A 14,135-nucleotide genomic window follows, 5' to 3' on the forward strand; every position below is an offset into this window, starting at 1 on the left:
CTACGGGGCGTGCATTCCCCGCCGGGTCCGTGCGTACGGAAGCGTGTCAGCCCTGAGGGTAGGAATGCGTCAGCAGAACCTTGCCCGCGCTCGGTGAGGACTTGCCCACACACGTGGCGTCGACGATGTATGCGGACACCTGATCGGCGTCGGAATCGTGGGGCACGACGACGAGGTACGCGCGCTTGCCCTCGTATGAACCCTGCTTGGCGGCGAGCGGTGTCCTGTCGCCGATGCCGCGCTGGATGCATTCGGGGACCTGGATCGCCACCCCGCGCAGCCGGGAGTTCGCGGTGGGGGACTCCGGGCTGGAGCGGGTGTCGAAGGTCGGTGTGGGTCCGTCCGTCTCCTTGAACCCGTCCGACTTTTCGCCGCGCGGCTCCCTGACGGGGCCCTTGGCGAGCAGATCGGCGACCTGGCGCTCGAGCTTTGCCTCGGAGAACGAGTTCGCGGTATCCCGGTGGCCGACGGCTGTGCCGTCCGAGCCGCTGCCCATGGTCTGCATCAACAGAGAGCCGAGGCCGATGGCGGCCGCGGTGAAGACGGCACCGAGCACGGCGGTACGACGGCGGGTGCGCCGCAGTCGGGGGCCGCGCCCCGGGCCGGTGGCCCCTCGGGGGCGCCCAGCGGGGCGGTCGGTGGTCGCCCCGGGGGTGGATTCGGGCGATGTTTCACGTGAAACACGCGACGAGGCGGAGGCCTGAGTGGAGGTCGCGGGCTCGGGTGCTTCGTCCGGTGAGGGCAGTTCTTCCGGAGCGGTGGCGCTCAGCAGGACTTCAGCCGCCAGGGCGGCGTCGATGCGCCCCGCGATATCGGCGGGCATGCGCGGCGGGCCGGGCAGGGTGCCGAGCATGCCGCGGATCTCCTCCAGGGAGGCGTAGACGTCGGCGCACAGCTCACAGCCGTCCAGATGCCGACGCACCTCGCTCGTGCGCGACGGGGAGAGCAGACCCTCGGTCAGGTCGGAGATCTCCGCGACCTCCGGATGCCCGGCCGAGTCGGTCGTGGCTGTCACGCTCGCCCACCTCCGCCCTTCACAGCAGCTGAATCGCTTGGTCCTGCATCTCGTGGCCCTGCTGCCGGTGGGACGGATGTCCCCTGCGTCCGGTTCCTTCCCGAGCCGGGCTTCCTGCTTTCGTCGTCCTCGCCGCTGTCCTCTTTCCGCTTACGGGGCTCCTTACGCGTCTGCGTACGAGTCTCTGTGCGCAGATGGGTGAGCAGCGGCAGCAGTCTGGCTCTCCCGCGGGCACAGCGGCTCTTGACCGTGCCGGTGGGGATGTCCAGGACGCTGGCGGCCTCGGCGACGGGGTAGCCCTGCATGTCGACCAGGACGAGAGCGGCGCGCTGGTCGTGAGGGAGTGTGCCGAGGGCTTCCAGAAGCTCCCGGTGCAGATCGTTCCGCTCGGCGGGGGCGGCCGCCGATTCCTCCGGCTCCAGAAGCTGTTCGAGGCGCTCGGTGTCGTCGATCGGAGAGGTCTTGCGGGAGGCCGCCTTGCGGGCCCGGTCGAGACAGGCGTTCACGGTGATGCGGTGCAGCCAGGTCGTCACGGCGGACTGACCACGGAAGGTGTGCGCCGCGCGATAGGCGGAGACAAGGGCGTCCTGCACCGCGTCAGCGGCCTCCTCGCGGTCCCCGAGGGTGCGCAGCGCCACGGCCCACAGCCGGTCGCGGTGGCGTCGGACAAGCTCACCGAAGGCGTCCTCGTCCCCCGCGACGTGGCGGGCGAGGAGGTCCTGGTCGTTCATGTCACCCAGCGCGGTGCTGTCCACCGTCGGACCCCTCCCCCCAGTGCGCTTGGCCGAGCCGATCCTTCAGCCCTTGAACTTCACGTCCGTGATGGCTTGCTTGAATCCTGCCCGGTTGTACCCGTCGATGCCGGAGTACGGCACGGCGGTCATCCACAGGAGCACGTACTGCGACTTCACGGGCTTCTTGGCCTCGATCTTCGCGGTGGTGCCCGAAGTGGTGGTGGTGCCGATCTTCTTCATGGAGTCGATCGCTGTCGTCGGCGAGAGCGAATCAGCGGCGTACAGCGACACCGTGGTGTGGGGTCCGCTGTACTCAAGGGCTATCGACGCCGCCGAGACATCCTGCTTCGAGCCGAGGTCGTAGACGATACCGACACCGGGCTTGTAGGGGGCGAGCCGCGGGCCGCCCTTGAACGTCATGGTGCGCCAGAGCGAGGACGGGTCCTTGTCGTAGGTGTTGTCGACGTCATCCGGGTCCTGGGGATAGCCCTTCAGTACGTACTCCTGGGCGCCCTTGATGCTGACCGGCTTCTTGGGCTTGGGCCGGTTCTTGTCGTTGCCCGGGGTGGTCTGCGTCTCGTTGGCGTCCCCGGACTTCTCGCGCTCCATGAGAGCGTCCGCGAGCTGCCAGCTGCCCAGGCCGAGGGCGGCGATGAGGAGCGCGGACACGGCCCACTTGAGGGCCTTGCCGGTGCGGCTCTGGAGCGGGGGCGGCGGGGCGGCCACGGGCTGGGGCACGCCCGGGTGAGCCGTAGGGCGGCCGTAGCTGCCCTGCTGGTACGTCGTGCGCTGGTACTCGGGCGGGGCGGCGAAGACGGGCTCCGGCGGGCGGATGCGGGGCATCTCGCCGATGGCCTTGACCAGCTCCTCCGGAGTCGTGCACGGCGGGTCCTGCCGGGACGCGGTCGCGCCGTCGTTGACCAGCGCCCGCATGGCCAGCTCGGAGAGGCCCCGGTGGATGCCCGCCCGCACCTGGTCGGGGGCGATGAGGCCGATGTCCTTGGGCAGCCCGGAGAGGCCGTAGGCGCCGTCCTCGTACGGCCAGCGCTGGGTCAGCGAGGCGTACAGGAGGGCACCGATCGCTTCTGTGTCCGTGCGCTGGGGGGTGTCGGAGCTGATGCCGCGCAGCGCGGCGTTCACCGCGAGGCCGCGGATGCGGTACTGGCCGGAGGAGGTGCGCAGCACGGCGCTCGGCGTCAGCCGCAGATGGGCGAGTCCTTCGCGGTGTGCCGCCGCCATGGCCTGGGAGATCTGGCTGACGAGCTGGTAGGCGTCGTGCGCCTCAAGAGGGCCCGCCGCGAGGACGGCCGTCAGTTCTGTGGCGTCCGGAAGCCACTCGTGGACCACGTAGACGAGGTCGTTCTCCTCGACCGCGTCCAGGACCTGGACGAATCGCGGGTCGCCGAGGAGGGCCGAGGAACGGGCCGCCGCCAGCACCGAGCGGGCCCGCGGGTGGTCCGCCGGCAGCAGGTGCACGCCGACGGCGCGGCGAAGCTTCTCGTCGACCGCCCGCCAACTGCTGAAACCGTCCAGACGGGTGACGCACTCCTCAAGGCGATAGCGCCTGGCGAGCTTGTGGCCACTGTGCAGTTCCGGGGGTGAGGAGGCCCCACGGCTCATGGGCTTCTCGTTCTCCGCCGCCTCTTCGTCCGCTGCCGTGTCCCGCTCCCGGGTCTGGGCCACCCCGTCGGCCGTGGGCTGCTCCGCCTTGGCGGTCAGCGGCTCATCACCGCTGTTGTCTGCCACGTCGACGGCAGCCGTGCTCCGTTCCGCCACCGTCGTTCCTGCCTCCCCATCCATTGCGCTTCGTCAGACGCCAAAGCCAATTGTGCCCACAGTCCAGTGCTATGCACGACACGCGGTGCCTGGCGATGGTTGTGCGGTACTCCCCATCTCAGCGACCGAGACGGCCGCGGACCATGCCGACCATGGAGTTGATCTCCTCGATACGCATGCGCTTGGCCGCGACGAAGAAGACGCCGATCAGTACGGCGCCGCCCGCGACCAGTGCCGCGAGCGAACCGAGGACACCCTGGCCGAGCGCCTTGGTGATGGCGTACGCGGCGCCGCCGCCGAGCACCGCCGCGGGCCACGCGGCGATGCCGAGCCGTGCGTACGTACGCAGCACACGGGCCCCGTCCAGGTCGCCGCCGAGCCGCTTCTGCAACCGCCGCCAGGCGACGCCCACGCCGATGGCGTACGCGAGGCCGTAGACGGCCGCCATGCCGGTGACCGCCCAGCGGGTGGGCAGGAGCAGGTAGCAGGCCCCGGAGGCGGCGGCGTTCACGGCTGCCACGATGACCGTGTTGTAGAAGGGCGTGCGCGTGTCCTCGTAGGCGTAGAAGGCGCGGAGCACGACGTACTGCACGGAGTAGGGGATCAGGCCGAGACCGAAGGCCATCAGCATGAAGCCCATGTTCGTGGCCTGGTCGCTGCCCGAGGAGCCGAAGATGAGCGTGCACATCGGGATCCCGAGCGCGACGAACCCGAAGGAGATGGGGACGATCGCGACCGCCGTCGTGCGCAGCCCCTGGGAGATGTCGTCGCGGACGGATCCGGTGTCCCCGTCCTGTGCCGAGCGGGACAGCCGGGGCAGCAGGGCCGCCATCAGGGACACCGTGATGATCGCCTGCGGAAGGCCCCAGATGAGCTGGGCGTTGGCGTAGGCGGCGAAGCCGATGCCGCTCACCGAGGGCAGGTCGACGGTGGCGGCGGTGGCCAGCTGGGTGACGACGAGGGCGCCCGCCTGGTTGGCGAGTACGAACAGGATCGTCCACTTGGCGAGCTTGGCGGCCTTGCCCAGGCCGTGGCCCTTCCAGTCGAAGCGCGGACGGAGCCTGAAGCCGGTCTCGCGCAGATACGGGATCATCGCCAGCGCCTGCACGACGAGCCCGAGCAGGACTCCGACGCCGAGGAGGCGCTCCGCCTCCGGCGGGATGCTCGTGACGGTCATGCCGGACGTCGCCGCGGTGCCGTAGACCCAGATGAACATGCCGAGGGTGGCGATGATGACGATGTTGTTGAGGACCGGGGTCCACATCATGGCGCCGAACTTCCCGCGGGCGTTGAGGATCTGGCCCATCACCACGTGGATGCCCATGAAGAAGATCGAGGGCAGGAAGTAGCGCAGCAGCGTCGTGCCGACCGCGGTGGCGTCGGCGTTGTCCGCGACCGGGACGGACATCACGCGTACCAGCTGCGGGGCCAGGACGATACCCAGGACGGTGAGTACTCCGAGCGCCACCATGACGAGGGTCAGCAGGCGGTTGGCGTAGGCCTCGCCGCCGTCCTCGTCCTCCTTCATGGAGCGGACCAGCTGCGGGACGAACACGGAGTTGAGGCCGCCGCCGACGGTGAGGATGTAGATCATCGTCGGGATTTGGTAGACGACCTGGAAGGTGTCACCGAGCAGACCGACGCCGAGCGCCGAGACGATCAGGGCGGAGCGGATGAAGCCGGTGAGGCGTGAGACGAGCGTGCCCGCCGCCATGACGGCGCTGGACTTCAGCAGGCCAGCCGCTCGGCCGCCCGACTTGGGGGCGGGGACCGGCGCGGCGGCAGCGGGTGCGGGAGCGGGCGGCGCCGGGGCGGGGGCGGGCACGATCGGCTGGTCGGCGGGTGTGTAGCCGCCGTTGACGGGCTGCTGGTAGCCGCCGTCCTGGGGGTAGCCGTTGTCCTGCGGGTGGCTGTTGCCCTGGGAGTAGCCGTTGCCCTGTGGATAGCCGCTGTCCTGCGCGTAGCCGCCCTGCTGGTAGCCGACCTGTTGGCCGTGGTAGCCGCCGGGCTGCTGATCGCGGAAGAGATGCGCGAAGGCGTCCGGCTCGTGGTACTCCTCGCCGGCCTGGGTCACCAGGTCGTCGACGCCCACGAACTGTGTCGTGCGGACGTCGTCGCCGTAGGGGAGGTGGCGGGTCGGGCCCTCCGGCTCGGGGGCCGGGGTCTGGGCCCACACGCGGGGGTCGGGGGCGTGCTCGGGGCTGGGCGGCTGCCCGTACAGCGGCTGGTGCTGATAGGTGCCGGGCGGCGGCGGGGGGTGTGCCGCGCGGTCGTAGAGCGCCTCGGTCACCGGATCCTGGGCGGAGAGGTCCTGCGCCCGGTAGGGATCCTGGTCGTAGGCGTCCTGGAGGTACATGTCGGGCGCGGGCTGCGGCGGGATCTGCTGCTCGTGGTCGGCAGAGCCCGCAGGAGGGCCCTCGGGCGAGGCAGAGCCGCCCGAGCCCTGGCCACGGTCACCGTCGTACGGCGCGTTCATGGTTTACCCCACCTCATCGTCCCCGGGCCCACCGGCCACGACATCGCTCAACGGTCCACTCTCTCACCCGTGTCAGAAGGGTCGGTGCTTTCCGGTGCGGTGTCCGGTGTCGGGTCACTCGGCTGCCCGGGCTCACCTTCCCCCGACTCGGTGCCGGACCCGCCGTCGGGACCCCCGTCCGGGCCTTCCTGAGCGGCCTGCCTGCGCGCCGCGCGCTTGCGCTGGGTGTACATCCGGAAACCGGCGAGTACGAGCAGCAGGAGGCCGCCGGCGATGACGAGCATCACTGTCAGCGTGACCTCGGTGACATTGACCTCGAAGCGGACGGGATCGCCGTAAGGCTCCCCGTCCTCCGTGTAGAGCTGGGCGTAGACCGGGACCGGGCCGTTGGCGTTGGCCGTGGTGGTGAACTTCACCGACTGGGAGTGACCGCCCGCGATCTTGACCGGGTGCTCCTCGTACTGCCCGTCGCCGATCTTCAGACGCGTGGGGTTCTGCGAGGACAGGCGCAGGACGAGATGGTCGACGCCCTGCACCAGGTTGTTCTGCACCGACACCGGGATGGTCGCGCTGCGTCCGGAGAGCTTCGCGTCGGACCGCTGGATCAGGGCCACCTGTCCGGTCAGCTCCCGCAGATAGCTCCCGACGCCACCCCGGTACCTGTCCGCCTCCTGCGCGTTGCCGCGCCAGGACGTGGACATCTCACGGTCTATGGCCCGCCCGAAGGGCGTGACCACGCGGTCCTTCTCGGTGAGGATCACCTGGAAGCGTTCGAGCATGCTCTGGGTGTCCCGGATCGACTCGAAGGCCGACTGGGGCAGCTCCTGCTTGCGCAGCGAGGCGGGGTAGGCCGCGGCCGACGGGACCCGGGTCGTGGCCTGCGGGTCCGGCTTCGCCTTCGCCGCGGCGGTCAGCTGCTCGGACTGCGACCACTGCGCCTTCTGGAGGGCCGTGAGCGCCTTCGCCATGGTCTGGGCCTGGCTGGCGGAGGGCATCCGCTGCGGGGCGACTACGATGCTGCGCTGCTTGGAGGGGTTCTGAAGGTTGATCATCAGGCTCTGGGCGACGAACTCCTGGACGGCGAGCGTCGAGTTCTCGGCCTCCGTCATGTCGCCCTGGAAGACCGTGGAGAGCCGTGCGTCGGCCACCACGGCGGTCGTGCCGCCGCCGATGGGCCGGGCCGCGGTCGGCGAGTACGTCAGGCCGCTGGTCTCGCGCATGCTGTCGCTGCGGGCGATCACCGTGTGGGCGCCCGCGGAGGTGGAGACGTCGACGACGGATGGGTCGATCGCGCCCTCGGCGGGCCACGCGAAGTCCGTGCTCGGCTTGACGTGCAGGATCGTGTCCACCGCCTTGGACCCGGCGTCGGTGGCCTCCTTGAGGTGACTGAGGGAGCCGGTGACCGCCCTGCCGTTGTGCGCGAGGGAGGCGAGGTCGGGGTCGGCGAAGGGCAGTGCGACGACCTTCTTGCCCTTGACGGCGGCTTCCAGGTCGTTGAGCCATTCGTTGGCCACCGCCTGGTGCTTGCCCGCCCTGGTGGTCTTCCCGCCAGGGTTCTGGATCCGGTAGCCCTTCGTCATCGCCTCGACGGACGCGAGCAGGTCCGGGTCGATGACCCAGGTGACGTCGAGGTCGCTGCCGAGGGACAGAAGCTGCTGTAGACGCCCGCCCGAGGCCAGCTCGTCCGCCAGGTCGTCGTTCTTGAAGACGGCCGTCTGCTGTTCGTCGGACTCCGTCTTCGCCGTGAGGTGCGTGTCGGAGATGAGCGGCCACAGATAGGTCGTCTTCGTCTTCGTGTCAGCGGCCCCGGGGTGCCACGGAAGGAACGTGCGCTCGATGCCGAGGACCTGGGGATAGGGCTGTGCGGCGCTCTGACCGGTGAGGGCGACGCCCAGCTGGTAGACGCCGTCCGCGCCGAGGTCCAGGGCTTTGACGGGCACGGAGATGCTGAAGTCCTGCCGGACACCCGGCGCGAGCTTGGCGAACTTGTCGACGTACTTGCCGCCGACCTCGGTGCCGTCGGCCCCCGGCTGGAAGCCCGTGCGCTTCGAGGCGCGGTCGATCTCGCTCCGGCCGTTGACGGTCGGTCCCACCCGCAGTCCGACCTGGGCGCCGGTCACCGTCTGCTTGCCGTTGTTGGTGACGGTGCCGGAGACGGTGAGGGTGTCCCCCTCATCGGGGGCGGTGGGGGTGAGCGCGTCCAGCGACACGTCGACGGTCCTGGAACCGGTGGCGTCGGCCATCGCGCCCGGCACGGCGGCATGCGCGACAGGGCCTGCCGGGGCCTGGAGGAGGCCTGCCAGCAAAGGAGTGCCCACCAGCAGTGCGGCGGTGCGCCGCAGCCACCGGCGGGCAGGTGAGGGGCTTGTCCCCGGGAAGTCTGCCGCCTCGGCCACGCGTTCGCCCGTCCCTCGTCGTCAGTGGTCGTCGGTTGTGCGTCCACGCATGGTAACGATGCGCGCTGGGGCGAAGTGCCGCGGACTGCTCCACGGGATCGGAAGACCCGGCCGGGGCGGTGCGACGGGTCGTGGGTGACGGGCGTCACGGGCTGTGGGCGGGCGGCGTCACGGGTCGTGGGTGGACGGCGTCACGGGCCGTGAGCGGGCGCGCGGGAATCGGGTCGGCTCCCGGCGCCCGGGGCACGTACCCTTTTCTGTTGTGCCGAACGCCAACGAAGACAATCCCAGCGCACTGAGCCAGGTGCAGCGCCGCGCGGTCAGCGAACTGCTGCGCGTGTCCCCTGTCGCGGACGACCTCGCCCGCCGTTTCCAGGAGGCCGGGTTCTCTCTCGCCCTGGTCGGTGGCTCGGTCAGGGACGCACTCCTCGGCCGGCTCGGCAACGACCTGGACTTCACGACCGACGCCCTCCCCGAGGACGTACTGAAGATCGTCCGGCCGTGGGCCGACGCGGTGTGGGAGGTCGGGATCGCCTTCGGGACGGTCGGCTGCCAGAAGGAGGGCTACCAGATCGAGGTCACGACGTACCGGTCGGAGGCGTACGACAGGACCTCGCGCAAGCCCGAGGTCTCCTACGGCGACTCCATCGAGGAAGACCTCGTCCGCCGTGACTTCACCGTGAACGCGATGGCCGTGGCGCTCCCCGAGAAGGAGTTCGTCGACCCGCACGGCGGCCTTGAGGACCTGTCCGAGCGTGTCCTGCGCACTCCCGGTACCCCCGAGGAGTCCTTCTCGGACGACCCGCTGCGGATGATGCGGGCAGCGCGGTTCGCCGCGCAGCTGGACTTCGAGGTGGCGCCCGAGGTGGTCGCCGCGATGAAGGCGATGGCCGAGCGCATCGACATCGTGTCCGCGGAGCGCGTACGGGACGAGCTGAACAAGCTGATCCTCTCCGCGTACCCGCGCAAGGGCCTCGCCCTGCTCGTCGACACGGGGCTCGCCGAACGCGTCCTCCCGGAGCTTCCTGCGCTGCGTCTGGAGCGGGACGAGCACCACCGGCACAAGGACGTCTACGACCACTCGCTGATCGTCCTGGAGCAGGCGATGGCGCTGGAGACGGACGGCCCCGACCTGACCCTGCGGCTCGCGGCGCTGCTGCACGACATCGGCAAGCCGAAGACGCGGCGCTTCGAGAGCGACGGCCGGGTCTCCTTCCACCACCACGAGGTGGTGGGCGCCAAGATGGTCAAGAAGCGCATGACCGCGCTCAAGTACTCCAACGAGCTGGTGAAGGACGTCTCGCGCCTCGTCGAACTCCACCTGCGCTTCCACGGCTACGGCACGGGCGAGTGGACGGACTCGGCCGTACGCCGCTACGTGCGCGACGCGGGCCCCCTCCTGGAGCGCCTGCACAAGCTGACCCGCTCGGACTGCACGACGCGCAACAAGCGCAAGGCGAACGCCCTGTCGCGCGCGTACGACGGCCTGGAGGAGCGCATCGCCCGCCTCCAGGAACAGGAGGAGCTGGACTCGATCCGCCCCGACCTGGACGGCAACGACATCATGAAGGTCCTGGACATCGGCCCTGGACCGGCCATCGGCAAGGCCTACAAGTTCCTGCTGGAACTGCGGCTGGAGAACGGCCCGATGGAGCGGGACGCGGCGGTGGCGGCGCTCAAGGAGTGGTGGGAGGCGCAGGACTGAGAGCCGGTCGTCAGGTGTGTTTCACGTGAAACACACCACCTGACCGGTATACGCCGAGGGGCGCTGTTTCACGTGAAACCGTGAAGCAGCGCCCCTCGGCTGTCCCCTACTTCGTCTTCTTCAGGCAGAGCACCAGGTTGTGACCCTTGCCCTGCTGGTAGTAGGCGATCTCGGAGGTCTTGACGGTCTCGCACTTGGTGCTGTCGCTGGTGCCGTCGAACTTCTCGACCACCTTGAATTCGGCGTCGCTCGAGGAGCAGTCGACCTCTTCCAGGTCGGGAACGCCCTGTGTGCCCTTGTTGTGCATGCAACTGCCCACGGAGGTCGTCTCGGCATCGCTCTGTCCGAAGTACCACTTGCCGACGGCTATGAGGATGGCGACGAGAATGAAGCCGACGATGCGCAGGACGAACTTCTTGGCGCGGCCGCCCCGGCTCGGAGCAGCCGGCGGAGGAACCGGCCCGCCCTGGTTGTACGCCGGGTAAGGCTGCTGCGGGACGCCCTGCTGGCCCGGCTGAGGGGGGTACGGCGCACCGGCCGGGGGCTGGCCGTACGGGTTCTGGCCCTGGGGCGGGTACGGAGCTTGGCCCTGGGGCGGCGGAGTGGTCACTTTTGAGGGTCCCCTCGAACGAGAGCGCGATGGCCGGATAAGACGCCCGTAAGTTATCGGGGTCCACTGACATCTCTGAAGCCCAGAGCGGCTCTGTGGCACTGATGTGACACTTACTGCACGTCAAAACGGGCCATAACCACTGCAATTGCTGCGTAGAGCAATGCCACGGTGACGACCAGCGGAACGGATCGGCCGTCAGGCGGCAGCATCAGGGCTGCTACTGCCGCCGCACCCACGAAGGCGACGTTGAACAGCACGTCGTAGAGGGAGAAGATCCGGCCACGGAAGCCGTCGTCCACCGCCGACTGCACCACCGTGTCCGTGGCGATCTTCGCGCCCTGGGTCGTCAGACCGAGCACGAACGCGGCGACCAACAGCGGGACCGGTGCGAAGGAGAGGGCGAGGGCCGGTTCGAGCACCGCCGCCGTACCCGCGCAGGCGGCGATCCATCCGCCCGCTCCGAACCGCCCGACCGCCGACGGCGTCACCACGGCCGCGGCGAAGAACCCGGCCCCGGAGATGCCCACGGCGAGCCCGAGCAGCGCGAGCCCCTCGGACTCCGACGACGTCCAGGCGTACCGGCACAGCATCAGGACCATGACCGTCAGCGCGCCGTAGCAGAACCGGAGCACCGTCATCGCGGCCAGCGCGCGGGCCGCCGCGGGACGCTCCGACAGGTGCCGTACTCCCCCTGCCAGGCCGCGCGCGGTGCCGGCCAGCGCCTCCCCGAGCCGGGGCCGCACCGAGTCGAGGTCCGGACCGAGCAGTTCGCGGGTCATGCGGAGCGAGGCGAGCGCCGCGCAGAGGTACAGGGCGGACCCGAGGAGGACCACCGCCGCGTCCGAGTCCGACCCCGACAGGCGGACGACGAATGCGAGGCCACCGCCCATAGTCGCGGCGAGCGTCCCCGCGGTCGGCGAGAGGGAGTTGGCGATGACCAGGCGGTCGGCGTCCACCACCCGCGGCAGCGCGGCCGAAAGACCGGCGAGGACGAAGCGGTTGACGGCCGTGACGCAGAGCGCTGAGGCGTAGAAGAGCCAGTCGGGGACGCCGCCGAGCATCAGCAGGGCGGTCAGCGCCGCCAGCACGGCGCGCAGGAGGTTCCCGTGGAGGAAGACCTGCCGGCGCTGCCAGCGGTCCAGGAGAACGCCCGCGAAGGGGCCGATCAGCGAGTACGGAAGGAGCAGTACCGCCATCGCGGAGGCGATCGCCCCGGGCGAGGTCTGTTTCTCCGGTGAGAAGACGACGTATGTGGCGAGCGCGACCTGGTAGACGCCGTCCGCGCTCTGGGAGATCAGCCGTACGGCGAGCAGTCGCCGGAAATCCCGCAGACGCAGGAGGACTCGCAGGTCACCGACGACAGCCATGGCCCCCACCTTCACATACGAGGAGGGTCCCCGGGCGAAATGCCCGGGGACCCTCAACACACCACAAGGAGAGGGCGCTTAGCGCTCGACCTCGCCCTTGATGAACTTCTCGACGTTCTCGTAGGCCTCGTCGTCGAAGTACTGCACCGGCGGGGACTTCATGAAGTACGAGGACGCGGAGAGGATCGGGCCGCCGATACCGCGGTCCTTGGCGATCTTCGCGGCGCGCAGGGCGTCGATGATGACACCCGCCGAGTTCGGGGAGTCCCAGACCTCGAGCTTGTACTCCAGGTTCAGCGGGACGTCGCCGAAGGCGCGGCCCTCGAGGCGGACGTACGCCCACTTGCGGTCGTCGAGCCACGCGACGTAGTCCGACGGGCCGATGTGGACGTTCTTCTCGCCCATCTCGCGGTCGGGGATCTGCGAGGTGACGGCCTGCGTCTTCGAGATCTTCTTGGACTCGAGGCGGTCGCGCTCGAGCATGTTCTTGAAGTCCATGTTGCCGCCGACGTTGAGCTGCATCGTGCGCTCAAGACGGACCCCGCGGTCCTCGAACAGCTTCGCCATGACGCGGTGCGTGATGGTGGCGCCGACCTGCGACTTGATGTCGTCGCCGACGATCGGGACGCCGGCCTCGGTGAACTTGTCCGCCCACTCCTTGGTGCCGGCGATGAAGACCGGCAGGGCGTTGACGAACGCGACCTTGGCGTCGATGGCGCACTGCGCGTAGAACTTCGCGGCGTCCTCGGACCCGACCGGCAGGTAGCAGACGAGGACGTCGACCTCGCGGTCCTTGAGGACCTGGACGATGTCGACCGGGGCCTCGGCGGACTCCTCGATGGTCTGGCGGTAGTACAGGCCCAGGCCGTCGAGGGTGTGGCCACGCTGGACCTGCACGCCGGTGTTCGGCACGTCGCAGATCTTGATGGTGTTGTTCTCGCTGGCGCCGATCGCGTCCGCGAGGTCGAGGCCGACCTTCTTCGCGTCGACGTCGAAGGCGGCGACGAACTCGACGTCACCGACGTGGTAGTCGCCGAACTGGACGTGCATCAGGCCCGGGACCTTGGCGTCCGGGTCGGCGTCCTTGTAGTACTCGACGCCCTGGACCAGCGAGGCGGCGCAGTTGCCCACGCCGACGATGGCTACGCGAACCGAACCCATTCCGGTTGCTCCCTGTGTGTTCTCGGTATTCCGGTTGAAACCCCGCGGAACGCTGGGTCTCACTTGGCGGGGTCATCGGACGGATCCGGCGGCGGGTCGTTGTCCCGCCGCCGGGGCAGGCCCGCCGACTCCCCAGATGTGCTGTTCTGCTGAGCGGAGCTTCCGGGGGCGGGCCGTTGCTGGTCCCGTCCCGCTCGCTCGCTCTCGATGAGCTCGTTCAGCCAGCGCACTTCGCGCTCCACGGACTCCATGCCGTGCCGCTGTAGCTCAAGCGTGTAGTCGTCCAGGCGCTCCCGGGTACGGGCCAGGGAGGCGCGCATCTTCTCCAGACGCTCCTCGAGGCGGCTGCGGCGGCCCTCCAGCACCCGCATGCGTACGTCCCGTGAGGTCTGTCCGAAGAAGGCGAAGCGGGCCGCGAAGTGCTCGTCCTCGTACGCGTCGGGGCCGGTCTGCGAGAGCAGGTCCTCGAAGTGCTCTTTGCCTTCCGCCGTCAACCGGTAGACGATCTTGGCGCGTCGCCCGGTGAGCGGAGCCGCGAGGGCGTCCTCGGAGGTGCTGCCCTCCTCCTCGATCAGCCAGCCGTTGGCGAGCAGCGTCTTGAGGCAGGGGTAGAGCGTTCCGTAGCTGAAGGCGCGGAACACCCCCAGCGACGTATTGAGCCGTTTCCGCAGCTCATAGCCGTGCATCGGAGACTCTCTGAGGAGGCCGAGGACGGCGAATTCCAGGATGCCGGAGCGCCTGCTCATCTTCGCCTCCCGTCTGCCGAGGTCCCCTCAGTACGGCCTTTATGCCGAGCTGATGTATCGACTCGATACATCGAGACGATAGAACGGTGATCGGGTTGAGACAAGAGGGGGCACGGTGAACGGCGTCACATCACCGATTCGTAGGA

The 14,135-nt window shown here is 69.4% G+C and carries 10 protein-coding genes; 1 reads left to right on the forward strand and 9 read right to left on the reverse strand.

Going from position 1 to position 14,135, the window contains the following annotated elements:
• Positions 1-46: 46 nt before the first annotated feature.
• From IG54_RS0109750 to IG54_RS0109770, 5 genes are all read right to left on the reverse strand, one after another.
• The gene (locus tag IG54_RS0109750) at positions 47-1,015 is read right to left on the reverse strand and encodes an anti-sigma factor family protein (protein WP_030780043.1); all 969 of its coding nucleotides are present in this window, start codon (positions 1,013-1,015) and stop codon (positions 47-49) included.
• Positions 1,012-1,746 (reverse strand): RNA polymerase sigma factor SigM, encoded by a 735-nt coding sequence (gene sigM / locus IG54_RS0109755; protein ID WP_030780046.1) that lies wholly within the window; start codon positions 1,744-1,746, stop codon positions 1,012-1,014. Before sigM ends, IG54_RS0109750 begins: the two co-directional genes overlap by 4 nt.
• A 66-nt stretch (positions 1,747-1,812) precedes the next feature.
• Positions 1,813-3,525, reverse strand: a complete 1,713-nt coding sequence (locus IG54_RS0109760; RefSeq protein WP_030780047.1) for a protein kinase family protein — start codon at positions 3,523-3,525, stop codon at positions 1,813-1,815.
• 118 nt (positions 3,526-3,643) lie between these two features.
• Positions 3,644-6,001 carry a murein biosynthesis integral membrane protein MurJ gene (murJ, locus tag IG54_RS0109765; RefSeq protein ID WP_030780049.1) on the reverse strand — a complete coding sequence of 786 codons (2,358 nt, stop codon included), beginning with the start codon at positions 5,999-6,001 and terminating at the stop codon, positions 3,644-3,646.
• A 47-nt stretch (positions 6,002-6,048) separates the two neighbouring features.
• A complete protein-coding gene (locus tag IG54_RS0109770) occupies positions 6,049-8,397 on the reverse strand; it encodes a DUF6049 family protein (RefSeq protein WP_030780051.1) in 2,349 nt (782 codons plus the stop codon).
• A 262-nt stretch (positions 8,398-8,659) separates the two neighbouring features.
• On the opposite strand from IG54_RS0109770, the gene IG54_RS0109775 reads away from it, so the two are divergent.
• Positions 8,660-10,102 carry a CCA tRNA nucleotidyltransferase gene (locus IG54_RS0109775; protein ID WP_030780053.1) on the forward strand — a complete coding sequence of 481 codons (1,443 nt, stop codon included), beginning with the start codon at positions 8,660-8,662 and terminating at the stop codon, positions 10,100-10,102.
• Positions 10,103-10,208: 106 nt separating this feature from the next.
• Here IG54_RS0109775 and IG54_RS0109780 read toward each other — a convergent pair whose 3' ends face one another.
• From IG54_RS0109780 to IG54_RS0109795, 4 genes are all read right to left on the reverse strand, one after another.
• On the reverse strand, positions 10,209-10,712 hold the full coding sequence (locus IG54_RS0109780; protein ID WP_030780055.1) for an LppU/SCO3897 family protein: 504 nt from the start codon (positions 10,710-10,712) through the stop codon (positions 10,209-10,211).
• Positions 10,713-10,825: 113 nt separating this feature from the next.
• Positions 10,826-12,082, reverse strand: a complete 1,257-nt coding sequence (locus tag IG54_RS0109785) for an MFS transporter (protein ID WP_030780057.1) — start codon at positions 12,080-12,082, stop codon at positions 10,826-10,828.
• Between the two features lie 78 nt (positions 12,083-12,160).
• Complete coding sequence (locus IG54_RS0109790; RefSeq protein ID WP_030780060.1) at positions 12,161-13,243, reverse strand: inositol-3-phosphate synthase; 1,083 nt, start codon at positions 13,241-13,243, stop codon at positions 12,161-12,163.
• A gap of 59 nt (positions 13,244-13,302) precedes the next feature.
• On the reverse strand, positions 13,303-13,989 hold the full coding sequence (locus IG54_RS0109795; protein ID WP_030780063.1) for a PadR family transcriptional regulator: 687 nt from the start codon (positions 13,987-13,989) through the stop codon (positions 13,303-13,305).
• Positions 13,990-14,135: the final 146 nt, after the last annotated feature.

The sequence above is a fragment of the Streptomyces sp. NRRL S-920 genome (assembly GCF_000717945.1).
Lineage (GTDB): Bacteria > Actinomycetota > Actinomycetes > Streptomycetales > Streptomycetaceae > Streptomyces > Streptomyces alboniger.